Here is a 25,719-nt window from a genome sequence, read left to right on the forward strand (position 1 = left end):
ATTGATCACGGGGTGACCGAGGCCCTCTTCCGGGGACGTGCGGACAACCGGTCCAGTGCCGACTGGCTCTCGTCGTCCGCGGCGCGGTAGATCACCAACCGCTGGTCCGGATCCTGAAGTGGCATCAGCACTTCGAAATGCACGGTGATCACACCGGCCTCAGGATGCCGCAGGACCTTGCTCCCGCGGCCGTTCACCTTGATGTCCCGCTCGGCCCACAACCGCGCGAACTCCTCGTCGCGACGGGTGAATTCGGCGATGAGGTCCGTCAACGCCCGATCCTCCGGGTGTGCGGCCCACGCGGCACGCAGGTGGGCGATCCCCTCCCGTACGACGCGTTCGCGGTCGACATAGAAATCACGCATCTTCGCGTGCATCAGACACAGCCACATCGCATTGCGCTGCACCGGCGGCAGGGTGTCGAAATCCAGTAGCAGCCTCGCCATTTCGTCGTTCCAGGCCAGGATGTCGTAGCGGTGGTTCAGCAGCATGGCCGGCAGCGGTGACAGGTCGGCGACCAGGCGGGCCAGTGGCGGCGCCGCGGTGGTGGCGGGGCTGTCGGCGTTACGGGGGCGCTGCTGGGCCAGGTTGAAGAGGTAGGTGCGTTCGTCGGGGGCCAGGCGCAGCGCCCCGGCCAGCGCCTCCACCACGTTCGCTGAGGGCCGCAGCCCCCGGCCCTGTTCCAGCCGCACGATGTAGTCGGTGCTGACCCCGGCCAGTTCGGCGACCTCTTCGCGGCGCAACCCCGGGGTCCGCCGGGCCTGCCGACGCGACGGCAGGTTGAAATCGTGCGGGTCCAGGCCTTCGCGCCGGGCCCGCAGAAACGCGGCCAACTCCTGTGTCGTGTCCACGGTCCGGGTCATCACGTTCGATCAACAGCCAGGGTAGGACCGGCATTCCCAGGAAGTTCTCTCCCTTATCCCGGGCTCGCGGCGGTCACAGACTTGATTCCGGCAACGGATCACAAGCACAAGCACAGGAGGACACGATGTCGCTCACCCTCGACACCTACCGGCTGCTGGGCCGCTCCGGACTGCGGGTCTCACCGCTGGCGCTGGGCGCGGCGACCTTCGGCACCGAATGGGGCTGGGGCGCTGAACAGGCCGAAGCGCGCAAGCTGTTCGACCTCTACGTCGAGCGCGGCGGTAACTTCATCGACACCGCCAGCACCTACACCCATGGCAGCTCCGAGCGCCTGCTCGGCGAATTCACCCGCGACAACCGCGAAAGCCTGGTGCTGGCAACGAAATACTCGACGCTGCGCCGGCCCGGCGACCCGAATTCCGGGGGCAGCCACCGCAAAAGCCTGTTCGCGTCGGTGGAATCCAGTCTGCGACAGCTGAATACGGACTACATCGATCTGCTCTATCTGCACATGTGGGATGCCACGACGCCGGTCGAGGAGATCCTGCGCGGCATGGACGATCTGGTCCGGCAGGGCAAGGTCCTTTACGTGGCTATCTCCAACGCCCCGGCCTGGCAGGTGTCACGTATGCAGGCGGTCGCCGACCTGCGCGGCTGGTCGCCGCTGGTCGCGCTGCAGATCGAGTACAGCCTGATCGAGCGGGCCGGGGAACGTGATCTGATCCCCATGGCGCGTGAGATGGGGCTGGGGGTGGCTCCGTGGTCACCGCTGGCCGGCGGGGTGCTCACCGGCAAGTACAGCCGCGACGACCTCCTGGCCGCGAAGGGCGTCGCGTCCGGCGACGGCACCCGCAAGAGCGTCACGATCGCCAAGGGCGCGCTGACCGAACGTAATCTCGCCATCGTGGACGTCGTGAAGGAGGTCGCCACGGAGCTGGGCCGTACCGCCGCCCAGGTCGGGCTGGCCTGGACCCTGCGGAACCCGGGCGTGACGGCACCGACCATCGGCGCCCGCACCCCCGCACAGCTGGAGGACAATCTGGGTGCCCTGGAGGTCGACTTCACCGCCTCCCAACTGGCCCGCCTCGACGAGGTCAGCGCGATCGAACTCGGCTTCCCGCACGACATGCTCGCGAGCGACGTGGCCCGCACGCTGATCCACGGCGGCCTGAAGGTCGAAACCCGCCGCTGATACCCGGCCGAGCGCCGGGGGTGGATCGCGGAGTCAGCCCAGCACTCCGGTGACGGCGCGGGTGAGCACGGTGGCGAACCGGTCACTGGAAGTGCGCTCGCGTTCGGGCTGGGGGTCGGCGAGCAATGCGGAGATACGGGGGTGGGCGCCGGCGGTGGCCACGTGGCGCAGGTAGGACGACTGGCGCTGGGCGCCGGGGTCCGCGGCGGCCAGTTCATTCTGGACGAACAGCGCGGTCAGAGCGTTCAGTACGGCGAATGCCTCAAGTTTGTGGGCGGGTTCGGCCGGATGGTCGGCGAGTACGTCGAGCAGATGCTCCAGCAGGTCGGTCCCGTACGGGCCGAGGGCGGGACGCGTGACGACGAGGGCCGGCAGCCAGGGGTGGCGTCGCATGATCCGCCGGGCCTGGTGGGCGATTTCCAGCAGGTCCGCCTGCCAGTCGCCGCTCGGGGCGGGCAGACGGTACTCGCCGGCGGTGCTGTCGGTCATCAGGTCGAGCAGGTCGTCGCGGGTGGCCACATAGCGGTAGAGCGAGGCGGCGCCGGTGCCCAGGGCCGCGGCGAGGCGGCGCATGGAGACGGCGTCCAGGCCCTCCAGGTCGGCCAACTCCACTGCTGCGGCGGTGATTTCGGCGCGGCTTCGCTCGGCCGGGCGTCCGACCGGCGCCTGTTCCGGCCGCAGCCAGATCACCGGCTCTCGCTCTCCTGCCACTGTCACCTCCCGCGTTGCCGCCACTCTACCTTTCCGAGTACGGTGTTCGCGAACGCTGTTTGCGAACACCGTCCGCGAAGCGAACGGCGTACGCAACCGACGTACGCCACGACGTACGCAACCGACGAGAGGGAGTCGCCATGCCGCGCTTCGCGTACAACGACGGAATCCGGATCGCTTTCGAAGACCTCGGCGGCGCGGGCGGCGACCCGCTGCTGCTGGTGATGGGGCTGGGGACCTCGCGGTTCTGGTGGCCGGACGGGCTGGTGGACGAACTGGTGCACCGCGGCTTCCAGGTCGTGGCCTACGACCAGCGCGACGCCGGTCAGTCCACGCATCTGCCCGCCCGGCGGGTCGGCCCGCCGGTGGCAGCTCTGCTGCGCCCCACGCCCCCGGCCTACAGTGGTGAGGACCTGGCCGACGACGCGGTCGCCGTTCTCGACGCGCTCGGCTGGGAACGCGCCCACCTCTTCGGCCACTCCATGGGCGGGCTGGTGGCGCAGCGCGTCGCGATCCGCCATCCAGAACGCGTGCGGACGCTCGCCACCTCCTCGGCGGTGCCCAGCGATGTGAAGGGGCTGAGCGTGCTGCGCTACGTGCGCTTGGCGCCCCTGGTCCGTTTCGCCAGGCTGCACTACCCCGAGACCCCGCAGGGCGACATGGCCCTGGCCGTGGCCGTCGCCCGCATCCTGGCCGCGCCCGGCCGGCGCATCGACGAGTCCGATGTGCGCGAGTTCGTGGACAAGGAGGCCGCGCATCAGATCGCCGGCTTCCGCGACCAGAAGGCGCAGAGCCGCCAGGTCGGCGCGAAGTGGCACGGCGGCCCGCTCGCCAGGATCACGGCGCCGACCCTGGTACTGCACGGATCGCGGGACCCGCTGCTCCGCGTATCGGCCGCACGCGACATCGCCGCTGCCGTCCCCGGCGCCCGCCTGCGCATCGTGCCAGGCGCCGGACACTTCCTCGCGGGCGACGTCTGGGCCACGTACGCGGACGAACTGCGTACGGTCGCCGACCGTGTCACCGACCAGCCGCGCACCGCCTGCGAAGACTGAGGGCGCGCACCGCACGTGACATGACGTACCTGGTGCGCGACGAACACGAGCTGGATGGTGTCCCCGTCGTGGTGGCGGCATGAAGCCGTATGGAGCGGTAGCCGGAAACTTACGCGCAGTCGTGGTCTGATCGCTCACGGTTATCATTGGCCTGCGCGGGGCTGAGCCCCATGTCTGTCACCAAGGAGCCGATATGCACGCCAGTAAGGGCGACCGACTTGTCGTCCACGGCCGGGTCGTGGGCCGGCAGGACCATGTAGTGGAGATCGTGGAGGTGCTCGGCCCGGACGGGGCACCGCCCTACCGGGTGCGCGCCGAGAATGGCCACGAGACGATTATGACGCCCGGTCCTGATGCGGTCGTCTCCCACCGCGACGCATCCGACCACTGAGTTCGGCCAGGTCAGGAACCCTCCGTGAGCGCGGTGGCGTGGTCGGTGGCCCACTGGTGAAACGTTCGCGGCGCCGCCCCGAGGATGTCGGCCACCGTCGTGGTGACGTACGCGGGCTGTCCGACCGCCGCGCTCCACGCGGCGAGCAGCATGTCGATGACCGAGCCGGGCGCCGTGCCCTCCGACAGGTTCCGGAACTCGTCCGGCGTCATCTCCTCGAAGGCGATCCGGCGCCCCAGGGCGTCACCGATGACGCCCACCTGCGCGGCCTGGGTCAGCGACTCGGGGCCCGTAAGGACGTAGTCGCCTCCGGCGTATCCGTCCTGAGAGAGCGTCCGTGCCGCGACAGCTGCGACATCGCGGTCGTCGACCGGTGCCGTCTCGGCAGCGCCGTAAGGCCACCGGACGACCTCGCCGGCCCGGATCGCCGGCCCCCACCAGGCCAGCGAGTTCGACGCGAGCATCCCCGGCCGGATGATCGTCGACTCAAGTCCGGTGGCCGTGATGAGCCGTTCGATGTCGGCGTGCAGCTCCGCCATGGGATTGGGCTGCTGGAAGAAGGGGTGCGGCGTCCGGTGCGGGGAGGAGAGGAAGACGACCCGCCGTACGTGGGCTGCCAGCCGCTCGACGACTGCCGCGGCGGTCCGAGGCGGCGCGGTCCACACGAGGAAGACCGCACCGGCGCCCTTCAGCGCCGGGTCGAGCGACTCGGGCACGGTGAGGTCACCGGTGAAGACCTCGACCTCCGCCGGCAGCGTCGCCGCCGCCTCGGAGCGATGGGTGAGGGCGCGGACCGGCACGTCCGCGTCGAGGAGTTGGTCGATGACGACCCGGCCGATCCGGCCTGTCGCCCCGGTGACGAGCGCGGGAGGGATGTCTGTCTGATGCATGCCGCCATGGAAACGTTACTCGGTTAAAAAAGCAACTCGGTCACAAATGTTACGCTGGTCCGATGAGCGAGCCGACGGGACTGCGGGCCCGCAAGAAGGAACGGACGCGCGACGCCATCGGCGACGCGGCCGTCGCGCTGTTCCTGGAGCGCGGCTTCGACCGCGTCTCGGTCAACGACGTCGCCGCGGCGGCCGACATCTCCAAGCCGACTCTCTTCCGGTACTTCCCCACCAAGGAAGACCTGGTGCTGCACCGGTTTGCGGACCACAAGGGTGAGGCGGCACGCGTCGTACGTGACCGCAGGTCCGGCACCAAGCCGGTGACGGCGCTGCACCGGCACTTCCGGGCCGGCCTCGATCAGTACGACCCCGTCACCGGCCTCAACGACCACCCCGAGGTGGTGGCGTTCCACCGGCTGGTGTTCACCACACCGAGTCTGGCGGGACGGCTCACGCGGTACCAGCTGGAGGACGAGGAGGCGCTGGCGGACGCCCTCGGTGAAGGCATCCAGGCACGCCTGCGAGCCGCCCAGGTACTCGCGGTCCAACGGGTGCTCGCCCGGACCAACTGGCAGAAGATCGCCGACGGCCGAACCGCGCACGACGTCCACCCCGAGGCCGCAGCCGACGCCGACCAGGCATTCAGCCAACTGCGGTGATACGGGCCGGCCGTCTCCGGCGCGGCGCCGTGCTCGTCCCGCCGGGCACCCCGGCCCCACCGCCCGGGGCGCCCGCCCGGGGGCATCTCCTGGCCGGCATATCGGCCCGGCTGCTCCCTACCAGGGCACCGGCTGGTTCTGGTGGTTGAGGTATTGCAGGCCCGGCTCGCCGCTGTGGCGGTCGATCGTGTCCACCACGCCCGGGATGGACTGGTCGATGCTCAGCGGTGCGTCCGGGCCGCCGAGATCGGTGCGGACGTGCCCGGGGCAGATCAGCAGGAGGGTGTGCGCGGCTTCGGCGTACCGGGCGGCGTAGCTGCGCATCAGCTGGTTCAGAGCCGACTTGCTGGCCCGGTAGACATCCTGGCCGCCCTTGGTGTTCAGACCGATGCTGCCCTGGCGCGAGGACATGACGCCGATCGTGCCCGTCGGCGCGACCAGCGAGCGCAAGGACTCGACCACGCGCATCGGGCCGAGCGCGTTCGTGACCATGACCTCGACGAACATCTCCTCCGGGACGTCTCCGACCGGAATGTTGCCCCGTGTGATGCCGGCGTTGACGAACAACAGGTCGAGGGTGCGTCCGGCCAAGCGGTCGCGCAGCGCGGTGATCTGCTCCGGACGCGTCATGTCCAGGGACTCGACCGTGACGCTGCCCCCGGACTTCTCGGCCAGCTCGTGCAGACCGGTACGGCTTTCGCCCCGTACGGTTCCGATGACGTCCCAGCCGCGGCGCGTGTACTCGGCGGCGAGGGCGAGCCCGAGGGTGCGGGACGCCCCGACGATGAGAGCGGTCTTTGCGCTCATGCCTGCACCACCGGCTTCAGGACCTCTTCGCACCAGGTGCGGAAGGTGGTCGGGCTCGCGGTCGCGGGGCTGCGCCGTACGCCGTCGTCGAGGCCGTCGTCCTTGGCCCGCGCCATGTCCACGTAGCCGGCGGCGATCGCGTCGCCGATGCCGTGTCCGGTGAGCGTGGCGCGGAAGTCGTCCAGCGACTGCCGCTCGTAGCGGACCGGGCGGCCGAGCACGTCGGACATGATCCGTGCCATGTCGTCCGCCGACAGGTCCTCGGGGCCCAGCACCGGGACCTCTCCCGTCCCCGTCCACGAGCGGTCGAGCAGCAGGCCGGCGGCGGCCGCGGCGATATCGCGGGTGGCGGCCGCCGGCGCTCTGCGGTCGGCGGTGACGGTGTCGGTGAACACGCCGTGGTCACGGATCGATGCCGCCTGCCGCAGCAGGTTGTCCATGAAGGACGGGTTCGCGAGCGCCCGGTAGGCCACGCCCGTACGCGCGATGAGGTCGTCCATGGCCAGCGACGCCGTCACGTGCCCGGCGCGGCCGGCGGCCGGGGTCCCGCGGCCGAGCGCCGAGACGCCGACGACGTGTCGTACGCCGTGGGTCCTGAACGCCTCAGCCGCGGCGCGGGTGAACCCGGAGTACAAGGCGTCCAGGCTCGGTGCCGCTGCGTTCGACGGAACGAGCCAGAAGACGGCGTCCGCGCCGGTGAAGGCCCGGTCGACGACCTCGGCGTCGTCGTGGGAGCCGGTGATGACGTCGACGCGGGCGCGGGCCGCTGCGGGGAGCCTTCCGGGGTCGCGCACGATGACGCGCAGCTCTTCGCCGTGGGCGGGGGCCTCGTCGAGCAGGATGTCCAGCAGCCGGCTGCCGATCTGGCCGGTGGGAGTGGTGATGACGATCATGCATCGAGTCTCGGCGCCGACCGGTCGGCCGTCCAATACCCTTCCTGGCTATTGATACCTTGACGGCATGGATCTCGATCTGCGCAAGCTCCGCTACTTCGTCGCGGTGGCCGAGCAGCGTCACTTCGGCCGGGCGGCGGAACAGCTCTACATCACCCAGCCGGTTCTGAGCCGCCAAGTCAAGTCGCTGGAGCAGGAGTTGGGGTGCGACCTGCTCGCGCGGACCACCCGCAGCGTGGAGCTGACCGCTGCGGGGAAGCAGCTCTACGAGGAGGCGCAGGGGATCCTTGCGGCCGTCGCGACAACGGTGCGACGCGTGCACGACGTCGGCCTGGGCGTCCAGCGGCTCGTGGTCGCCTTCGCCCCGGGACTGCATGTGTCGGATGCGATCAGGGCGTTCACGGCGCGGTACCCGCAGGTCGAGACCGACGTTGTCCCGGTGCGCTGGTGGGAACCGGACGCACCACTCCGGGACGGCCGCGCCCAAGTCGGGTACCTGCGGCGGCCGTTCGACGAATCCGGGCTGCGCACCCTCTCCATCGGCCTTGACCCCAGGGTCGCCTGTATGCCCGTCGAGCACCTGCTGGCGAGCCGTGACGAACTCACCTTGGCGGACCTCGCCGACGAGCGGATGCTCGACGCACCGAAGCGGCGGACGTCGTCACTGGAGGAGAAATTCGAGCTGATCGCCTCCGGGCACGGCATCGCACTCGTCCCGCTGAGCATCGCGCGCTCGTACTCCCGACCGGACCTCACTCACCTCCCGGTCACGGACGCCCCAGGATTCGAGACGTGCCTGGCCGCCCGCGAGGACCGGCGGGACAAGCTGCTGCGCGACTTCCAGGAGATCGCCACGGCGGCGCTGCGGCGCGCCTGAGCCAGCAGTTGTCAGACGGTGCCGGCCTCGCCGCGCTTGGTTACAACCGTCGGCTCGATGAACTGGAGGCGTGCAGGCCGTGTAGTTCAGGGCCCGACTCGTGAACGATCGTGCGCCCGGAACCAGTTGGAGTCGTCAGCGGTGCAGTGGGCCAACCACGTCCTCGACGGTCCTCAGCGCTTCCTCGCTGCGTACGAGTTCGGTGATGTGTTCCAGGTCGGCGTGAAAGGCCCGGTCCTCGGTGACGGTCGGTACGGTTTCCCTGATCTTCGCGCGCAGCGCGTCCGTGGCGGGTGAGGGGGAGAGCGGCGCAAGCAGGTCGAGTGCTTGCACACCGCACATCAACTCGATCGCTATGACGTAGCTGAGCTTGCGCGCCGCTCGGTACGCCTTCAGCGCCGCCAGGTAGGCGTTGCTGACCGCGTCCTCCTGGCCGGCCGAGGTGGGGACCGTGTCCGCCGACGCTGGCACCGCCAGTGAGCGCAGCTCCATGGTCAGTGCGGCCGCCGTGTACTGCGCGATCATATAGCCGCTGTGGAGTCCCGGCCGGGGCGTCAGGAACGCGGGCAGCTCGCTGAAGTTGCTGTTGACCAGGCGGTCGGTGCGGCGCTCGGACACCTTGGCCAGTACCGTCATCGCGTTCACCATGGAGTCGGCCTGGATGCCGACGTACGTGCTGTCGCAGTTCGCCCCCATCAGTGCCACCCCGTCCTCGCCCTCGGGGTGGATGACCGGGTTGTCGCCCACCGAGTGCAGTTCCTCGACGATGACCTCCCTGGCCTGCGCGAGCGCCCGCTTCGCACCGCCGTGCATCTGCGGAACGGCGCGCAGGGCCAGGCTGTCCTGGAGCCGGTGGTCGATGAACTCGGCGCTGAGCGCGCTGGATTCGGTCAGTCGCCGCAGGTTCTCGGCGACCGCGGCCTGCTCGGGGTGGCGCTTGCGCTCCTGGAGGCGGGCGTCGAAGGCGCGGACGGTGGCCTTGAGTGCCTGCACCGACAGACTCGCCGCGACATCGGCGGTGACCGCCGCGACCCCGGCGTCATAGCCGGCCAGGACGGCGATCGCGGTCACCGAGTGCGTCCCGTTGGTGAGCGAAAGCCCTTCCTTGCAGGCGAGCCGGGTCGGCTGCTCCCCGATCCGGGCCAGTGCCTCGTCCCCGGGCAGCAGTTCGTCGCCGTACCAGGCCCGCCCCTCGCCCAGCAGCACCAGCGCCATATGCGCTTCGGGGGCCAGATAGCCGACGGAGCCCTCGCCGGGGACGTACGGCGTGACCCCGGCGTTGAGCAGTCGCCGGATCAGTTCCAGGGTCTCCAGCCGGATACCGGAATAGCCTTCGCCGAGGCCGACCAGCTCCATCAGCGCGATGGCGCGGACGATCTCGGCGGGCAGCGGTTCGCCGACCGAAACGGCGTGTGAGCGCACGATGTTGCGCTGTAGCTGTTCGGCGTCCTCCGGGGCGATCACCTTCGTGACGTTGTCGCCGAATCCGGTGGTCACGCCGTACACCAGGCGGTTCTCGGCCAGGAAGCGCTCCACGAGCGCGCGTGACGTGCGTACCCGGTCGACGTACGTCGCAGCGAACTCGACCCGGGCTCCATGGCGGGCGACCGCGACGAACTGCTCGATGGTGATCGGCTCCTCACCCAAGGTGACAGCGGCAATCTCGCGGGCAGACATGGAGGGTCCTCTCGGATCGGTCGGAGCGACCGTCCGCAGCGGGCTGCGTCAGCTCGACGGCCGTATGCATCGCCTTATGCTTGGTATGCATTCATTCACTCGCCAGGTTAATGAATCATTTTATTTAGACCTTGGCAAGGGTGGTTGTAAGCCCTCAGGGCTGGGCGTCGTTGTCGCTGTCGAAGTCGGGGATGTCGGCGGACAGCAGGTGCTCGGCGCCGTGTTCGAGGAGCTCGGCCGTCTCGATGGAGCGGGGGAGCATGGTCTTCTCGTACGCGCGGACGGCCTCGTCCACGGTGGCGGCGTTCGTGAGGGCGAGGGCGAGTTCGCTGGCGTCGAGCATGGCGAGGTTGACCCCGACGCCGAGCGGCGGCATGAGGTGGGCGGCGTCGCCGAGCAGGGTCACCGTCGGGTTGTGTTGCCAGGTGTGCGGAACAGGGAGGGCGAAGAGCGGGCGGTCGACGTAGGTGGCGTCGTTCTCGGCGATCATCCGGCGCATGCGCGGTGACCAGTGACCGTACTTGTCGAGCAGTACGGCGCGGATGCCGTCGGTGTCGTCGGGGGTCAGGCCGCTCGCGCTGATCCAGTCGGCCGGGACGCGCTGGATGATGTAGACGCGGATGTGGTCTCCGCTGTTGCGCTGGGCGAACAGGCCTCGCTCGCCGTCGGCTGCGTGGGCGCCGCCCGGACCGACCAGTTCGGCGATCTCCGGGTGCCGCTTCTCGACGTCTGAGAACCGTGCCTCAAGGAAGCTCACCCCGGTGTACTCGGGGACGGCGGGGGAGACGGCGGGGCGTACCCGGGAGGAGGCGCCGTCGGCGCCGATGACCAGGTCGGTCTCGATGGTCGTGCCGTCGGCGAAGTGCAACTGCCGTGGCCCGTCGGCGGGGCCGCTGACCGCGTCGAGGGCGCGGCCCCAGTGCACGGTTCCCGGCCGCAGGGAGTTGAGCAGCAGATCGCGCAGCTGACCGCGGTCGATTTCCGGCTTGAAGAGTTCGTCGGGCGCCGGGACTTCATGGGCCGTGATCGCGCCGGCCGGGTCCAACTGGCGCATTTCCTGCCCTTCGGGGCGTGCCAGCTCGAAGAACTCGTCCAGCAGGCCGGCTTCGCGCAGGGCGATCTGGCCGTTGTCGGCATGCAGGTCGAGGGTGCCGCCCTGGTTGCGCGCATCGGGGCCCGGGTCGCGTTCGTGGACGGTGACCGCGATGCCGTTCCGCTGGAGGATGCGGGCGCAGGTCAGCCCGCCGGGTCCGGCGCCGATGATGCTGATGCCGGCACGGGCGGGTGCGGGGGAGCTCATGGGGGTTCCTTTCGAGCGGTGCAGATGGTCGTCATGGGTCGTCGTGGGTCGCTACGGGCCGCATGTCGCAACATCTATAAAAACAAACCCAATAGAAAAGTGCAACGGTTCTACTTAGCTATGGGTTCGACTATCGGATACGCTCGCGTCATGACCGTGCCCGTGCCCCCCGTCAGCCGCCGCGAACGCAAGAAGGCGGCCACCCGGCAGGCGATCGGCGACGCCGCGCTGCAACTCTTCCTGGAGCGCGGCTACGACCAGGTGGGCATCCGTGACATCGCCGACGCGGCCGACGTGTCGACCGCCACGGTGTTCAAGCACTTCAGCGGCAAGGAAGCCCTGGTCTTCGACCAGGACGAGGACCGGGAGTCGGAACTGATCGCCGCCGTGCGGCAGCGGGCCCCGGGGCAGAGCTTCCTCGACGCCCTCCAGCAGCACGTCCTGGACACCTGGCTGTCGATCGCGGCGCATCCGCAGCGGGCCGAGTTCGTCAGTCTGGTGGAATCCACGCCGGTGCTGCGCGCGTACGCCGAACGCATGTGGACCCGCCACACCGACAGCCTCAGCGCGGCGATCGCCGACGAGATCGGCGTGGACCACGACAACCTCGCGTGTGTGGCTCTGGCTCGGTTCGTACTGGACATCCCGACCCTCGCCCGCGGCCGGCAGGACCCACGCGCCGCCGTCGAGGAAATCTTCGGCATCCTCGCCCACGGCTGGAAACCGCCGCGCGAACCGTCCGCGCCGTAGCGGTCGTCCCGTTCCCCGAGTCCGTCCCGTTGCGCGAGTCAGTCCCGTTGCGCGAGTCCGTTCCGTTTCCCGAACCTGTCCCGTTGCGCGAGTCAGTCCCGTTTCCCGAACCTGTCCCGTTTCCCGAGCCCGTCCCGGCTCACACCACGCAGAACTCGTTGCCCTCGGGGTCGGCCAGCACCAGATGGTCCGGCCTGCCCTGGAGCGTCTCCTCGCGCAGCACCCTCGCCCCGGCGGCGGTCAGCCGCTCGGCGGCGGCCAGTACGCGCGGCCACCGCATCTCCCAGGGGGTCTCACGGCCGCCCCCGGCCTGCACGTCCAGGTGCAGCCGGTTCTTGACCACCTTGCGCTCCGGCACCTTCAGGAAGGACAGCCCGGGGCCGGTCCCGTCCGGGTCGCGGAGGTAGGCGCCGTCGTTCCACTCGTCCTCGGGGACGCCGTGGTGCAGGAGCCACTCCGGCCAGTTCGCGAACCCCTCGGGCGCGGGCCGCTCGACGTAGCCCAGTGCTTCCGCCCAGAACCGCGCCAGCGCCGCCGGGTCCGCGCTGTCGACGGTCAGACTCCACCTGGTCGCCACGGGTGCCTCGCTCTCCTCACGTCCCGAGCCCCCATCCCGTAGGGGGTCGCATGGGTCTTGAGTCGTACGTGTCCGCCCTGCGCGTTCCGACCACAGCCTGACGCCTCAGGACTGCCGGAAAACCATCATGGATACATGACCACAGCAACCGCCACCGCGGCCCGTACCTCCGCGCCCCGTACCTCCGCGGTCCGTGCCCCCGCGGCCCACCCCGTCCGCAGCGCCGTCCGCGCGGTCGGGGCCTTCGCGTCCGCCGCCTTCAGCGTCATGATCCTCGGCGAACACGGCCGCCGCTGAGCGGGCTGTTGAGGCAGCTCGCTCAGCCGACTCGCTGAGCCGGCCCGCTCAGGAAGCGTCCTGAGCCGTCCCGTCGTCCGTGTCCGAGTCCTTCGTGTCCGAGTCCTTCTCCGCCAGCAGTTCGTCCGCGTCCACGATCCGGTACGCGTATCCCTGCTCGGCCAGGAACCGCTGCCGGTGCGCGGCGAAGTCCTGGTCGATCGTGTCCCGCGCCACCACCGAGTAGAAGCGCGCCTCGTGCCCGTCCGCCTTCGGACGCAGTACCCGGCCCAGCCGCTGCGCCTCCTCCTGACGTGAGCCGAAGGTCCCCGAGACCTGGATCGCGACCGTCGCCTCGGGAAGGTCGATCGAGAAGTTCGCGACCTTCGAGACGACGAGGACGCTGATCTCGCCCTCACGGAACGCCCCGAAGAGCTTCTCGCGCTGGGCGTTGGTCGTCTCGCCCTTGATGACCGGCGCGTCCAGATGCTCGCCCAACTCGTCGAGCTGGTCGATGTACTGGCCGATGACCAGGGTCTGCTCACCCCGGTGCTTGCGGACCAGCGCCTCCGTGACCTTCCGCTTGGTCGCCGTCGTCGCGCAGTAGCGGTACTTCTCCTCCGCCTCCGCCGTGGCGTACGCGAGCCGCTCGGTCTCCGTCAGATTGACCCGGACCTCCACGCAGTCGGCGGGCGCGATGTAGCCCTGCGCCTCGATCTCCTTCCACGGCGCGTCGAACCGCTTGGGCCCGATCAGCGAGAAGACGTCCGACTCGCGGCCGTCCTCCCGTACGAGCGTCGCGGTGAGCCCGAGCCGCCGCCGGGCCTGGAGGTCGGCGGTGAACTTGAAGACGGGCGCGGGCAGCAGATGCACCTCGTCGTAGATGACCAGCCCCCAGTCGCGCGAGTCGAACAGCTCCAGGTGCGGGTAGACACCCTTCCTGCGGGTCGTCAGCACCTGGTACGTGGCGATGGTGACGGGGCGGATCTCCTTGCGCGTACCGCTGTACTCGCCGATCTCCTCCTCCGTGAGGGAGGTACGTTTCACCAGCTCGTGCTTCCACTGGCGGGCCGAGACGGTATTGGTGACCAGGATCAGCGTCGTCGCCTTGGCCTCGGCCATCGCACCGGCCCCGACCAGGGTCTTTCCCGCGCCACAGGGCAGCACGACCACGCCGGAGCCGCCGTGCCAGAAGTTCTCCACGGCCTGCTGCTGGTACGGCCGGAGCGCCCAGCCTTCCTGGTCCAGATCGATCTGGTGCGCCTCGCCGTCGACGTACCCCGCGAGGTCCTCGGCGGGCCAGCCCAGCTTCAGCAGCGTCTGCTTGATCTGCCCGCGCTCGGAGGGGTGCACGGCGACCGTGTCGGGGTCGAGGCGCGCGCCGACCAGCGGGGCGACCTTCTTCGACCGGAGGATCTCCTCAAGCACGGGCCGGTCGGTCGAGGTGAGCACCAGGCCGTGCACGGGGTGCTTGGAGAGCGTGAGCCGGCCGTACCGGGCCATGGTCTCGGCGACATCCACGAGGAGCGCGTGCGGCACGGGGTACCGGGAGAACTCGACCAGCGCGTCGACGACCTGCTCGGCGTCGTGCCCCGCGGCACGCGCGTTCCACAGACCGAGGGGGGTCAGCCGGTAGGTGTGGATGTGCTCCGGCGCGCGCTCCAGCTCCGCGAACGGTGCGATGGCGCGACGGCAGGCGTCCGCCTGCTCGTGGTCCACCTCCAGGAGCAGTGTCTTATCGCTCTGGACGATGAGAGGTCCATTCACGCCATGAGTCCCTTCGCGCCGTGAGCTTTCGGTAGGGCCAAACCACCAGTGTCGCGCATTCCGGCGGGGGTACACGCTGCGTCATGGACTCCGAACCGCGACTGCAGCGCCGTACGTGGGGCTCGGCAGTGCTGCGCACCCTCGTGTTGTTGATCGCTTTCGCCTGCATGGTCGGCTTCGCCGTCGCCCTGGCCAAGGTGACACTGGAGCCTTCCGCGGCCTCGGTGGACCTCACGCATACGAACCTCACACCCGGTGATTCGATCCGTACGTACGTCGACCAGCCGGCCTTCCGCGACACGGTCAAGCAGATCGGCGGCAATCTGCTGCTCGGGGTGCCGTTCGGGGTGTTGCTGCCCATGCTGATCCCCAAGGCGCGCGGGCTGCTGCGGGTGGTCCTGGTGACCGCCGTGGTGATGCTCCTCGTGGAGACGGCGCAGGGGCTGCTGATCACCGGGCGCGCGTTCGACATCGACGATGTGATCCTCAACACCACGGGTGCTCTGCTCGGCTATCTGCTGCTCGGGCGGCGGCTGGGGCGTGCGCTGCATCCGCGGCGCACCCACTGGTGGCAGCGGACTGCCCGAGCCGAGCGGTCGGCGGCCCGAGCCGAGCGGGCCGAACAGGGGTCCCCGGTGAAGAAGTCCCCCGTGAAGAAGGCTCCGGTGAAGAGGTCCTCGGCGAAGAAGGCTCCGGTGAAGAGGTCCTCGGCAAAGAACTCACCGGCGAAGAAGTCCCCCGCCAAAAAGCCTCAGGCCAGGAAGCCCCAGCCCAAGAAGCCCGCGGCGCGGAAGTCTCCCGCCCCGAAGGCGGTCGCCGCCGTGTCCCGTTGGTGGTCCGGCGTCAGGACGGGTCGTCGGTCAGTTCCGCGACGCCCGTGATGCGGTGCAGCGGATACGTGCGGACGTCGTCCGCGGTGTGGTCGTACGCCGTGACGAAGCCGCCCTCGACCCGTACCGGCGCGATCACGCGCCTGCTGGCCGCGCCGTCCGCGTTGACGTAGCCGATCCAGAGCGCCGCGCCAGTCATCGCCGCCGCCTGCACCGTGGCCAGCGTCTCGGCCGACGGGGTGCGCGGCAGGTCGCCGTGTTCCGGTACCGGGGCGTGCACCACCGTGGCCGCCGTGTCGCCCGCCCTGATCGCCCGCAGCGCCGCGCCCAGCAGGACATCGTCCGGGACCGGCGGGCCCTCGGGGACCGGGGCGGGCGCGCTGCGTGGCGGGGTGCGGTAGGCGTGGGCGCGGGTGATCAGGACGTCGCCCTCGGCGGACTCGGCGGCCGGGGCGAAACCCATCGAGCGCAGCCCTTCGAGCAGCCCGGCCGGGTCGGCCATGGAGGCCAGCACCGTGGGCGCGAGGCGGCGCAGCCGCAGTGACTGGGAACGGGTGTCGGCCAGGATCTCGCTGAGCACCGCGTCGTCGTCGCAGCGTACGTACGAGGAGGCCGCGCCGACCCGGAGGTGGCCGTGCTTCCGCGCCACGTCGTCGATCAGATACGTGAGCGGCTGCGGGACCGGCGTACGGCTGTGGGCCGCGAGGAAGGCGTGCAGGTCGGCCGCGGTCTGTCCGGCGTCGAGCGCCCGGCGCACCGAGCCCGCCGTGAAGCGGTAGACGGTGGCGCCGCCCTTGGACTCGACGTCGGCGGCGACCCCGAGCAGCGCGGCGAGCGGGCGCTCCAGCGGGCCGGGGGCGACGGCGGTGAGGTCGGCCTGGAGCAGGACGTGGTCGAGGGGTTCGGGGATCAGCGGGGTGATCGCGTCGGCGGCGCGGGTGCGGGCGGCGGCCAGTTCGGCGGGGGTCGGGGCGGGGAGTTGGGCGCTGCCGGGCGTGGTGTCGCCGAGGAGCGCCCTGCCGTGCGTCGAGAGGGCGCCGCGGCCGGTGATGCCCAGCAGTTCCGTCTCGTTCATCGTCCACTGGGCGATGCGCGAGCGCAGATCGCCAACGGCGCTCGCGCCATGGGTGTGGCGGGCCGTCGGGATGTCCGCCGTCGCGCCGGGACCCGTACTGCGGCCGGACGCGGTGCCGCGCACCGGGCGTTCCCAGCGCAGCCGGGTCAGCAGTGAATCCGGGTCGGGCGCTGTGCCCTCCGGGAGGGTCGCCATCAGGGCCAGGACTCTGCGGCGTACCTCGGGGGCGGCGGCGCGGTCCAGCTCGGGACCCAGGGTGGACAGGGCGCGGCCCTTGGGGTCGAGGCCGCCGATGAGTCCCGGGGTACGGGTGGCGGTGAGCCAGGCCGTGACCAGGTCGGCCCAGCGCTGCTGGGCCGGCGAGTCGAGCCAGAGGTCGTACGCGGGGGTGGCGGCGAACCGTTCGTCGGCCTCGCCGTCGGCCGCCAGCAGCCCTGCCGCGTAGGCGAGTTCGACCCAGAAGGCGGCCAGCTGCTCGCTCATGTCCAGCGCGGCGGCGGTCCGCTTGAGGTCGCGGACGCTGAGGCCGCCGGAGCGCAGCACGGCGGGGCCGCCCTCGTCCCAGTCCTTGAACAGGTCCTCGATGGTGGAGAGCGCGGTGAACGCCTGGCCGGCCGCCGCCGCGTCCACAGCCTGTGGACCGTATTCGCGGGCGGGCAGCACGGCGGGCGGCCGTGGTGCCGCGCTCTGGTGTGCGCGCCCGGCGCGCAGATGCAGCGCGGCCTCCCGGGGGAGTACCACCGTGCGTGCGCTGGCGGGCAGCAGCAGCCCGTGGTCGCGGAGCCACTGCACGGGCCGGGTCGGCGCGGCGGCCACTTCGCCGTACGGCGGGCCCCAGACGAGCCTGCTCAGCACGTTCAGCGACTCGGTCGGCGCCTCGTCGAGCAGCGCCGACATCCGGGTCCGGTCGGTGAACAGCGAGGTCAGCGCCGCGACAGCGGAGACCGAGTCATGCGTACCCGCGAGGCCGACCGCGGTGACGATCTCCTGGACGCGGCCCGGGGACATCCCGACGGTCGCCTCCGCCACGGTCGGCCCGAGGCCGGTCGGCGAGGGGTGCGTGGGGGAGGGGGCGAGGAGTTCGCGGGCGGTGCGGACGAGCCGGAGCCGGTCGTCCGTGCCCCAGAGCAGCGCCTGTTCGCGGAGCCGCTCGACCGCGCCCGGCAGTGCGTCGGCGACCTCCGGATCGCAGTCGTCACCGGCCATGAGGGCGAGGAGCGTCTCGTACGGGGCGGGGTCGGGCGCGACCGCCAGCGCCTCCGCGGTCTGGAGCGTGAACCGGTCGAGGTGTTCCAGCGCCCGTACGACCGATGCGCGGGTGCCCGCCCGGGTCGCGAGCTGGCTGAGATCGCTGGGCACCGGCGTCAGCAGATCGGGCCGCGCCCGCAGCAGCCCGGTCAGGGATGCGTCGTCGCGGGTGCGCAGGGCCTCTGCGAGGGTGCGCGGTGGCGTGCTGCGTGTTCGTTCCGGCACGTGCGCCTCCCATAGTGCGGACGGGTCCCCATCCGGCCCACGTTACTGAGATTTACGGGCAGATGGCGCACCGCCCCACGTTGGACCCGATGACTTCGCTCCCGTACGGGCGGGCAGGACACCCGGGGGAGCACCGAGAGAAGGGCCGCGGGAAGGGCCCGGAGGGGGGCGGGCGAGGTGCGGGCGGGGTACGGGCGAGGTGCGGGAAACGCCCTGAGGAGCGGCTGCGGGAGGGCTGCGGAAGGGCCGCGGAGCAGGGGCCGTGCACGGGCAGGAGGGAGGGCGCAGGGGGACGGGCTGGGGGAAAGGCTGGGGAAAAGGTCGGCGAAGGAGCCCGGGGGTGCGGACGGTGCGCGGTGGGGGCGGCTACGGTCGGTGCAGAGCGGCGTGAAGGGGTGCGAGTCCGTGGGGATCGAGAGCGATCAGCTCGTCTACGACTATCTGAGCCGGGTCGGTGACCTGGCCCAGCGGCAACTGACCTCGGCCGACCGGATGCGGCTCGTCGCCTCGCTGCGCGGCGAGATCGACCGGCAGCGTGCCGGGGCCGACGCGGGCGGCGAGGCGGCCGTGCGCCGCATCCTCGGCCGGCTCGGCACACCGGCCGAGCAGGTGGCGGCGGCGACGGGCGGCGGCCCCCCGCCGGGCGCGGCGGAACCGGACCCCGACCCCGTACGGGACCGGGCGCGCCGGATGCCCCGCCCGCGCCGGAACGATCCGGCGGGTGCGGAGCAGGACGGCAGCGGCGGGTCCGCGCCGGGCCGGACCGGGCTGGGCAAGACCGGGCTGGGCAAGACGGGACTGGGCAAGTCCGGGCCCGGGGGCGGCAGATGGGGGTTCGGCAGGGGCGAAAAGCCCGAGCCGCAGCCCCCGCGTTCGACGGCCGCCTCACCGCCGCACCTCGCGGGCGAGGACGAACTGGGCCCGTCCGGCGCCGAACCCGACTGGTGGCGCATCCAGTCGGGACCCTTCGGAGCCGGTGACTCGGTGCCCGGCTTCACCGGCGGGGTGGAGATCCCCGAGATACTCAAACCGCCGCCCGGCGCGGAGTCCGGGGACGGCGATGACGGTCCTGACGCCGGCGGCGAAGCCGAAGAGGACGGCGCCGACGGTGAGTTCGTGGAGGCACCGCCGCGCCGCGGGCGGTCGCTGCTCGGCCGCAGGCCGCCGGCCGGTGAGGGCGGCGGCGGGGTGCGGGCCGTGGCCGCGGGCTTCTCCAGCCCGTTCCTGCTGCTCGCGGCGGCGCTGCTGGTCGTCGGCGCCGTGCTCGGCTCGCTGATCGCGCTCGGTGCCGGCTGGCTCCTCGCGTACGTCTCGCGCAGGCTCAGCCGCGCCGAGGCGAAGTGGGCGGTGCTCGGCCTGCCGGGGCTGGCCCTGACGGGCGGGATCGTCTGGCTGTGGGGGCGCTCCAGCGGGCGCTGGGGCACGCCGATCCCGGCGCACGGGATGGGTGACGCGATCTCCGGGGTGTGGCCGGTCGTCCTGCGGGTGGCGGCCGGTGCCTCCGCGCTGTATCTGGTGTGGCGGGCGCGGAGGCGGCTGCCGTAACGCCCCTCGGTCGAGCCCCTCGTGGGCCTGGCGGGGGCCTGGCGGGGGCCTGGCGGCAGGACTGCCTCCGCCGCGGCCGGTGCCCGCTGTGTCCCCGTTTACGTCTGTAGCAGGCGTGTTGCCTTCCCGTGACGATCTTGGGCCGGTGTAGCGGGCAAGCTGTTCGCAGACAGGGGTTCGGCGGGCCTGCCGGCCGGACCGGGAGCTGAGAGAAGGAGAGCTGGCCATGGGTATGACTCGCAAGTTCGTCGTGACGGTCGCCGCCACCGCCCTGGCAGGGGCCGCCGGGGTGGGAGTCGCACAGGCAGCCACCGCGTCGCACTCGTCTGCCGCGGCCGGCGTCAAGGTCTCTTCCTGCCGCCCGGCGAACCACACGGCGAAGATCACTCCGGATGCCTCCAGCGCCGGGCACCGCCACTACCGGGTCACGCTGACCGCGGCACCCGGCACGGAGTCCTGCAAGCTGGCCGGTTCGCCCACCGGGGTGAAGTTCTACAACCACGGTTCGCTGGACGGCGTGACCGCGAAGTCGTACGGCGGCCAGAGCACCGCGGTCACCCTCAGCCCCGGCCACCCGGTCCACTTCGACATCCAGGTGCCCAGCAGCACCAAGGGTGCGTCGGCCAACGAGGTCTCGTTCACGCTCCGGACCCCGGGCGGCGGCACGATCCCCGGCGAGTCCTCCGCGAACGGCTCGCTCTCGGTCGACGCCGGTACCCAGATCGGTGCCATGCAGGCCGGAGCCTGAGATACCCGCGTAGCCGCGTGACCCCGGCACGTCATCGTGCCCCCTGTGCCGCCGTTCCCCCGAGGGACGGCGGCACAGTGCTGGGCGGCCGGGCCGGTTACCGCTGGGTGAGATCCCGCTGTAGTTCATCGAGGATCGTGTCGGCGGCCGTGTAGCCGATGCCCTGGATCCACAACTGGTCGTCGACCCCGAACGACTTGCCGTTCTTCACCGCGGTCAGGTTCTTCCACAGGGCGCCGCGCGTGGTCTGGGTTTCCTTGGCCTTCGCCGGGTCGCCGTACGTGGAGTGGAAGAGCACGTCCGCGTCGGCGAGGTCGATCCGCTCGGGGCTCACGTCGTACGAGAAACCGTCCTTGGCCTTGTCGGTGATGGCCGGGCGGCCGACGCCGAGGTCCGCGAGGATCGTGCCGATGTAGTTCTTCCTGCCGTAGATCCGGATGTCGGCGCCTTCCACGAACCGCACCATGCTGACCTCCGTGGCGGCCGCCTTCGCGGGTCCGCCGAGCGCGGCCACGACCCGCCGGATGTGCGCGGTGTACGCGGCGACGGTCTTCTTCGCCTCAGCTTTCCTGCCGAGGGCGTCGGCGTGCACCTGGAAGTTCGCCTTCCACGGGTAGCCGGTGTTCTCCGTCATGACGGTCGGCGCGATCGCGCTGAGCTGGCTGTACTTGTCGCCGTGCCGGATCTTGCTGGTGAGGATCAGGTCGGGCTTGAGCGCGGCGATGGCCTCCATGTTCGGCTGGAGCATCGCGCCGACGTCCTTTATCCCGGCGACCTCGTCCTTGGGCAGGTAGTCGAGGAACCCGGACTTCACGTCGGCGTGCGTGGAGCCGACCGGTTTCACACCGAGCGTGATGGCGGAGTCCAGCTCGGCGGTGTCCAGGACGACGACCCGCCGGGGGTGGTCGGGGACCCGTACGTCACCCATGGCGGTCTTCATGGTGTGGGTGGCGGCCGACCCCGTGGACGGCTTGCCGCTGGTGTCGGCGGAGCCGCACGCCGTGAGAGCCAGCACACCGGTGAGCGCGAGAGCGCCCGCGACGGCACGGTGGAGGTGGCGGCGGTGCCGGTGGGGTGCGCGCTTCATGAGGATCCCTTTCGACGGCGTTCCGTTCGGACGGCGTTCCAGCAGAGTCTCAGGCGTCAACTATGTTGTTTTGGGCCGGACTTCACCGGACTTCACCGGACTTCGCCGGATTTCACCGGGCGGGCTTCACTCGACTTCAGGGAAGGTCCGCGGGCTCGGACTCCGGCACATCGGCGGATTCGGGAACATCCGCGTGCGCAGCCCACGGCGCCCCCGCCACGACCAGCGGCGACCCGGTCACCGGGTCCGGGATGACGACCGACTCCAGGCCGAACACCTCCCGTACGAGTTCCGCCGTGACGATCTCCGTCGGGTGCCCCTCGGCGACGATGCGGCCGTCCTTCATGGCCACCAGGTGATCGGCGTACCTGGCCGCCTGGTTGAGGTCGTGCAGTACCGCGACGACGGTCCTGCCGCGCTCCTTGTTGAGCTGGCGCACCAGGTCAAGCACCTCCACCTGGTGGGCGATGTCGAGGTAGGTGGTGGGCTCGTCGAGCAGGAGCAGATCCGTCTCCTGGGCGAGCGCCATGGCGATCCAGACGCGCTGGCGCTGCCCGCCGGAGAGTTCGTCCACGGCCCGCTCCGCGAGCGCCGTGATGTCGGTGCGCTCCATGGCGCCGGTGACGGCGCGCTCGTCCTCGTCCGACCACTGCTGCCACCAGTGCTGGTGCGGCTGGCGGCCGCGTGCCACCAGGTCGGCGACGGTGATCGCCTCGGGCGCCGAAGGGGACTGCGGGAGCAGCCCGATCGACTGCGCGATCTTCCTGGTGGGCGTGCGCGCCAGCTCGGCGCCGTCGAGCAGCACCGCACCGCTGCGCGGCTTCAGCAGCCGTCCCAGGGCCCGCAGGGTGGTGGACTTCCCGCAGGCGTTGGGCCCGACGATGACGGTCACCTGCCCGTCGGGCACGGCCAGGTCGAGCCCGTCGACGACGGTGCGGTCGTCGTACGCGAGCGTCAGCTCACGGGCCGTCAGTCTCGTCTCCGGCGTCGGCCTGCTGGTCATGAGTTAGTTGCCTCCACTACGGCCGCGGGCGCCGTGATTCTTCGCGATCAGCCAGATCAGATACGGGGCGCCGACCGCCGCCGTGAGGACGCCCACCGGCAGTTCGGTGGGCGACAGGAGCTTGCGGCCGAGCAGATCGGCGAGTACGACGATGAACGCGCCCATCAGCGCCGAGCAGAGCAGCGGGATCTGCGCGGTCCTGGTCATCCGGCGGGCGATCTGCGGGGCGAGCAGCGCGACGAAGTCGACGGGCCCTGCGGCCCCGGTCGCCACCGATGCCAGCACCACGCCGAGCAGCACGAGACCGAGCCGCACCCGCCCGAGCCGGATGCCGAGCGCGGTCGCGGTGTCGTCGTCCATGGAGACGGTGCGCTGGGCGTACGCGGCCCACAGCATCGCCGGTACGAGCGCGAGCAGTACCCAGCCGACGAGTTCGGCTTGGTCCCAGCCCCGGCCGTTCAGCGAGCCGGTGAGCCAGATCTGGGCCTGCTGGGCGACCAGGTAGTCGCCCTTGGTCAGGAAGAGCTGGGTGACCGAGCCCAGTGCGATGGCGAAGCCGATGCCGATCAGCACGAACCGGGTGGCGTGCAGCCCGCCGCGCCAGGCGAAGGCGTACACCAGGGCGGCGGCGGCGATCCCGCCGATGACCGAGAGGTACGGCAGGACGGCGGTGGAGGTCACCCCGAGCGACATCGCGGCGACGGTGAGCGCGCCCGCGCCCTTGCTGATGCCGATGATGTCGGGGCTGGCCAGCGGGTTGCGCGCGACGGTCTGGATGAGCGCCCCGGCCACCCCGAAGGCGGCGCCGACGAGCAGCCCGACGACCATGCGGGGCAGCCGCAGGGTGCCGACGACGAGTTCGTCGGGCGAGGGCCTGCCGAGGATGACCTTGACGACCTCGCCGGGCGCGATGAAGTCCTCACCGACGCAGAGGTACGCGACACAGGTGACGGCCAGCAGCACGGCGAGCGCCACGGCGACGGCCGCCGCCCGCCGGTGCAGCAGGAACGTCCCGCGCCCGGCCCGTACGAGGGAGTACCCGGCGGGGCGCATGGCCGCCGCTGTCGTGGTTGTCGTGGGGACGGGAGCAGCCGATGTCACGCCGGGACCGCCTTCCGGCGTACGAGGGTCACCAGGAACGGCACCCCGATCAGGGCCGTCATCACTCCGGCCGGCACCTCGCTCGGCGGGAAGACGACCCGGCCGATGGTGTCGGAGACCAGCAGCATCACCGGGCCGATGAGGGCCGCCATCGGCAGCACCCAGCGGTGGTCGCTGCCGACGATCGCGCGGGCGATGTGTGGCACCGCGAGTCCGATGAAGGCGATGGGTCCGGCGGCGGCGACGCCGACCCCGGTCAGTACGGTGGCGCCGATGCCGCCGATGATGCGTACCGTCGCGACCTTCTGGCCGAGCCCCTTCGCCATGTCGTCGCCCAGCGCCAGCGCGTCGAGACCGCGCGCGACCGAGGCCACGAGCACCACGCCCACCAGCAGGAACGGCCAGATCTGGCCAACAATGTCGGTGTCACGGCCGCCGATCGAGCCGACCTGCCAGAAGCGGAACTCGTCCAGCGCCGAGGCCTTGGTGGTCAGGACCGCCTGCACCACGGAGACGAGCAGCGCGTTGATCGCGGCGCCGCCCAGCGCGAGCTTGACCGGGGTGGCGCCGCCGCGACCCCGGGAGGCGATGGCGTACACCGCGACGGACGCGACCGCCGCCCCGGCGAAGGCGAACCAGACGTACCCGGTGAGGGTGTGGATCCCGGCGAAGGCGATGGCCAGCACCACACCGACGGAGGCGCCCTGGCTGATGCCGAGAATGCCGGGATCGGCGATGGGGTTACGGGTGATGCCCTGGAGCACGGTCCCGGCCAGGGCGAGCGCGGCGCCCACCATCAGCCCGATGAGGGTGCGCGGCACCCGCAGCTGGCGTACGACTTCGGCGGTGTTGCTGTGGCCGCCGTGCAGCAGCGCGTCGATCACCGCCGATGGTGCGATGGCCCGTGCCCCGACCGCGAGGCTGAGCAGGACCGCCAGCAGCAGGGCCACGACGGCGGCGGCCGTCCAGGCTGCGCGGCGGCGGGCCACGGGAGTTGACATCAGGACATCAGACCCATTCCGAAGGTTGGTAAGGCTTGGCTAAGCCTAAGCTGAGCCTCTTCGGGCGAATCGGCCAGGTCGCGCGTGGGGGGAGGATGGAAGGCATGTCTTCACACCCGCTGACGGTCGGCTTCGACCTGGATATGACCCTGATCGACTCCCGGCGCGGCATCCACGCCGCCTACCAGGTACTTTCGGCCGAGACCGGGACGTACATCGACGCCGACCTCGTGGTCACCCGGCTCGGTCCGCCGCTGGAGACGGAGCTGGCCGAGTGGTTCCCGGAGGCAGAGATTCCGGCGATGCGGGACCGCTACCGTGAGATCTACCCCACATACGCGATCGAGCCGTCCACGGCGATGGCGGGCGCCGCCGAAGCGGTGGCCGCGGTGCGGCGGCTCGGCGGCCGGGCGATCGTCGTCACCGCCAAGAACCAGCCGGACGCCGTGCGCCACCTGGTCCACCTCGGCATCGAGCCGGATGCCGTCATCGGCTGGCTCTGGGCGGAGGCCAAGGCGGAGGCGCTGCGTGAGTACGGTGCCTCGGTGTACGTGGGCGACCACGTCGGCGACGTGCGCGGGGCGCTCACGGCGGGCGCGCTCTCCGTCGCCGTACCGACCGGTCCGATCAGCGCGGACGAACTGCGCGCGGCCGGAGCCGATGTGATCCTGACGGACCTCACCGAGTTCCCCGCGTGGCTGGAGGGCTACGCCGCCGGGGTCACCGCGGGCGCCTGACCCGCCATCGCGGCACGCGCCCGGCGGCGCTGGTCCGCGATGGAGCGCAGCAGACCGGCCGCGGCGACGATGAAGCCGACGCCCATCAGCATGCACACGGCATACGCGATGGACGGGAACGGGTGAGTGCCGAGGAACAGCGGGGCCACCGTGACCAGGGTGGCCACGGCTCCGATGAAGAAGATGATCGCGCCGGTCTGGACGAGACGGTCACCGGCACGGGTGTCGTCAGGGACCCGGGCAGGGGCGCCGGCCGATTGGGTTTCATTGCTCACCCGGCCAGGGTAGTTCCCTGCGCGGAGGAACTACGAAGTGACGTCTTATTACCGGTCCCCACTGGTCTTCGGACCACTAGCCTGAGTTCCGGCGGGTCGAGTGACCCGCTGCAGTGCTATCCAGAGCCGTTTTCTACGACTACGAGGACGAGGACAGA

At 71.0% G+C, this 25,719-nt stretch carries 25 protein-coding genes and 1 pseudogene; 11 read left to right on the top strand and 15 right to left on the bottom strand.

Annotated features, from left to right (window positions below; translation table 11 throughout):
• Positions 1–5: 5 nt before the first annotated feature.
• A complete protein-coding gene (locus tag OG385_RS17850) occupies positions 6–851 on the bottom strand; it encodes a helix-turn-helix domain-containing protein (protein WP_266855633.1) in 846 nt (281 codons plus the stop codon).
• 137 nt (positions 852–988) lie between these two features.
• Here OG385_RS17850 and OG385_RS17855 point away from each other — a divergent pair, with 137 nt between their 5' ends.
• Complete coding sequence (locus OG385_RS17855; RefSeq protein ID WP_266855634.1) at positions 989–2,056, top strand: aldo/keto reductase; 1,068 nt, start codon at positions 989–991, stop codon at positions 2,054–2,056.
• Between the two features lie 33 nt (positions 2,057–2,089).
• Here the strand turns inward: OG385_RS17855 and OG385_RS17860 are convergent, their stop codons facing one another.
• On the bottom strand, positions 2,090–2,767 hold the full coding sequence (locus OG385_RS17860) for a TetR/AcrR family transcriptional regulator C-terminal domain-containing protein (RefSeq protein ID WP_266855635.1): 678 nt from the start codon (positions 2,765–2,767) through the stop codon (positions 2,090–2,092).
• A 140-nt stretch (positions 2,768–2,907) separates the two neighbouring features.
• On the opposite strand from OG385_RS17860, the gene OG385_RS17865 reads away from it, so the two are divergent.
• On the top strand, positions 2,908–3,822 hold the full coding sequence (locus OG385_RS17865; protein WP_266855636.1) for an alpha/beta fold hydrolase: 915 nt from the start codon (positions 2,908–2,910) through the stop codon (positions 3,820–3,822).
• A 193-nt stretch (positions 3,823–4,015) separates the two neighbouring features.
• On the top strand, positions 4,016–4,213 hold the full coding sequence (locus OG385_RS17870; protein WP_266855637.1) for a DUF1918 domain-containing protein: 198 nt from the start codon (positions 4,016–4,018) through the stop codon (positions 4,211–4,213).
• A gap of 11 nt (positions 4,214–4,224) precedes the next feature.
• Here OG385_RS17870 and OG385_RS17875 read toward each other — a convergent pair whose 3' ends face one another.
• A complete protein-coding gene (locus tag OG385_RS17875; protein WP_266855638.1) occupies positions 4,225–5,103 on the bottom strand; it encodes an NAD(P)H-binding protein in 879 nt (292 codons plus the stop codon).
• Positions 5,104–5,165: 62 nt separating this feature from the next.
• Between OG385_RS17875 and OG385_RS17880 the strand changes: the two genes are divergently transcribed.
• Complete coding sequence (locus OG385_RS17880; protein WP_266855639.1) at positions 5,166–5,762, top strand: TetR/AcrR family transcriptional regulator; 597 nt, start codon at positions 5,166–5,168, stop codon at positions 5,760–5,762.
• 117 nt (positions 5,763–5,879) lie between these two features.
• On the opposite strand, the gene OG385_RS17885 is transcribed toward OG385_RS17880, so the two are convergent.
• Together OG385_RS17885 and OG385_RS17890 are read right to left on the bottom strand one after the other, a co-directional pair.
• Positions 5,880–6,569, bottom strand: coding sequence for an SDR family NAD(P)-dependent oxidoreductase (locus OG385_RS17885; RefSeq protein WP_266855640.1), 690 nt, complete (start codon positions 6,567–6,569; stop codon positions 5,880–5,882).
• Entirely contained in the window at positions 6,566–7,462 is an 897-nt protein-coding gene (locus OG385_RS17890) for an NAD(P)H-binding protein (protein ID WP_266855641.1), read from the bottom strand. Before OG385_RS17890 ends, OG385_RS17885 begins: the two co-directional genes overlap by 4 nt.
• Before the next feature lie 67 nt (positions 7,463–7,529).
• On the opposite strand from OG385_RS17890, the gene OG385_RS17895 reads away from it, so the two are divergent.
• A complete protein-coding gene (locus OG385_RS17895) occupies positions 7,530–8,339 on the top strand; it encodes a LysR family transcriptional regulator (protein WP_266855642.1) in 810 nt (269 codons plus the stop codon).
• A 135-nt stretch (positions 8,340–8,474) separates the two neighbouring features.
• On the opposite strand, the gene OG385_RS17900 is transcribed toward OG385_RS17895, so the two are convergent.
• Together OG385_RS17900 and OG385_RS17905 are read right to left on the bottom strand one after the other, a co-directional pair.
• Positions 8,475–10,016 carry a histidine ammonia-lyase gene (locus tag OG385_RS17900; protein ID WP_266855643.1) on the bottom strand — a complete coding sequence of 514 codons (1,542 nt, stop codon included), beginning with the start codon at positions 10,014–10,016 and terminating at the stop codon, positions 8,475–8,477.
• A 154-nt stretch (positions 10,017–10,170) separates the two neighbouring features.
• Positions 10,171–11,316, bottom strand: a complete 1,146-nt coding sequence (locus tag OG385_RS17905) for an NAD(P)/FAD-dependent oxidoreductase (protein ID WP_266855644.1) — start codon at positions 11,314–11,316, stop codon at positions 10,171–10,173.
• Positions 11,317–11,472: 156 nt separating this feature from the next.
• Here OG385_RS17905 and OG385_RS17910 point away from each other — a divergent pair, with 156 nt between their 5' ends.
• Positions 11,473–12,066 (top strand): TetR/AcrR family transcriptional regulator, encoded by a 594-nt coding sequence (locus OG385_RS17910; RefSeq protein WP_266860955.1) that lies wholly within the window; start codon positions 11,473–11,475, stop codon positions 12,064–12,066.
• Between the two features lie 139 nt (positions 12,067–12,205).
• On the opposite strand, the gene OG385_RS17915 is transcribed toward OG385_RS17910, so the two are convergent.
• Positions 12,206–12,643: a VOC family protein gene (locus OG385_RS17915; protein WP_266855645.1), complete on the bottom strand. Its 438-nt coding sequence runs from the start codon at positions 12,641–12,643 to the stop codon at positions 12,206–12,208.
• A 135-nt stretch (positions 12,644–12,778) separates the two neighbouring features.
• Between OG385_RS17915 and OG385_RS17920 the strand changes: the two genes are divergently transcribed.
• Positions 12,779–12,940 (top strand): hypothetical protein, encoded by a 162-nt coding sequence (locus OG385_RS17920; RefSeq protein WP_266855646.1) that lies wholly within the window; start codon positions 12,779–12,781, stop codon positions 12,938–12,940.
• Between the two features lie 48 nt (positions 12,941–12,988).
• Here the strand turns inward: OG385_RS17920 and OG385_RS17925 are convergent, their stop codons facing one another.
• A complete protein-coding gene (locus OG385_RS17925; protein WP_266855647.1) occupies positions 12,989–14,686 on the bottom strand; it encodes a DNA repair helicase XPB in 1,698 nt (565 codons plus the stop codon).
• Between the two features lie 83 nt (positions 14,687–14,769).
• On the opposite strand from OG385_RS17925, the pseudogene OG385_RS17930 reads away from it, so the two are divergent.
• Positions 14,770–15,249, top strand: a pseudogene (locus tag OG385_RS17930) (VanZ family protein); the annotation flags it as partial.
• A gap of 280 nt (positions 15,250–15,529) precedes the next feature.
• Here OG385_RS17930 and OG385_RS17935 read toward each other — a convergent pair.
• Entirely contained in the window at positions 15,530–18,064 is a 2,535-nt protein-coding gene (locus OG385_RS17935) for a helicase C-terminal domain-containing protein (RefSeq protein ID WP_266855648.1), read from the bottom strand.
• 405 nt (positions 18,065–18,469) lie between these two features.
• On the opposite strand from OG385_RS17935, the gene OG385_RS17940 reads away from it, so the two are divergent.
• A complete protein-coding gene (locus tag OG385_RS17940; RefSeq protein WP_266855649.1) occupies positions 18,470–19,609 on the top strand; it encodes a hypothetical protein in 1,140 nt (379 codons plus the stop codon).
• Positions 19,610–19,835: 226 nt separating this feature from the next.
• Entirely contained in the window at positions 19,836–20,357 is a 522-nt protein-coding gene (locus OG385_RS17945; protein WP_266855650.1) for a DUF4232 domain-containing protein, read from the top strand.
• Between the two features lie 97 nt (positions 20,358–20,454).
• Here OG385_RS17945 and OG385_RS17950 read toward each other — a convergent pair whose 3' ends face one another.
• From OG385_RS17950 to OG385_RS17965, 4 genes are all read right to left on the bottom strand, one after another.
• Positions 20,455–21,444, bottom strand: a complete 990-nt coding sequence (locus OG385_RS17950) for an ABC transporter substrate-binding protein (RefSeq protein ID WP_266855651.1) — start codon at positions 21,442–21,444, stop codon at positions 20,455–20,457.
• Between the two features lie 136 nt (positions 21,445–21,580).
• Entirely contained in the window at positions 21,581–22,447 is an 867-nt protein-coding gene (locus OG385_RS17955) for an ABC transporter ATP-binding protein (protein ID WP_266855652.1), read from the bottom strand.
• Between the two features lie 3 nt (positions 22,448–22,450).
• The gene (locus tag OG385_RS17960; protein ID WP_266860957.1) at positions 22,451–23,500 is read right to left on the bottom strand and encodes an iron chelate uptake ABC transporter family permease subunit; all 1,050 of its coding nucleotides are present in this window, start codon (positions 23,498–23,500) and stop codon (positions 22,451–22,453) included.
• 44 nt (positions 23,501–23,544) lie between these two features.
• Positions 23,545–24,549 (bottom strand): iron ABC transporter permease, encoded by a 1,005-nt coding sequence (locus OG385_RS17965; protein WP_266855653.1) that lies wholly within the window; start codon positions 24,547–24,549, stop codon positions 23,545–23,547.
• 104 nt (positions 24,550–24,653) lie between these two features.
• On the opposite strand from OG385_RS17965, the gene OG385_RS17970 reads away from it, so the two are divergent.
• Positions 24,654–25,286 (top strand): HAD family hydrolase, encoded by a 633-nt coding sequence (locus OG385_RS17970; RefSeq protein ID WP_266855654.1) that lies wholly within the window; start codon positions 24,654–24,656, stop codon positions 25,284–25,286.
• On the opposite strand, the gene OG385_RS17975 is transcribed toward OG385_RS17970, so the two are convergent.
• On the bottom strand, positions 25,256–25,561 hold the full coding sequence (locus OG385_RS17975; RefSeq protein WP_266855655.1) for a hypothetical protein: 306 nt from the start codon (positions 25,559–25,561) through the stop codon (positions 25,256–25,258). The two genes, OG385_RS17970 and OG385_RS17975, sit on opposite strands and share 31 nt — an antisense overlap.
• Positions 25,562–25,719 lie beyond the last annotated feature (158 nt).

This window comes from Streptomyces sp. NBC_01306 (assembly GCF_026340465.1).
Lineage (GTDB): Bacteria > Actinomycetota > Actinomycetes > Streptomycetales > Streptomycetaceae > Streptomyces.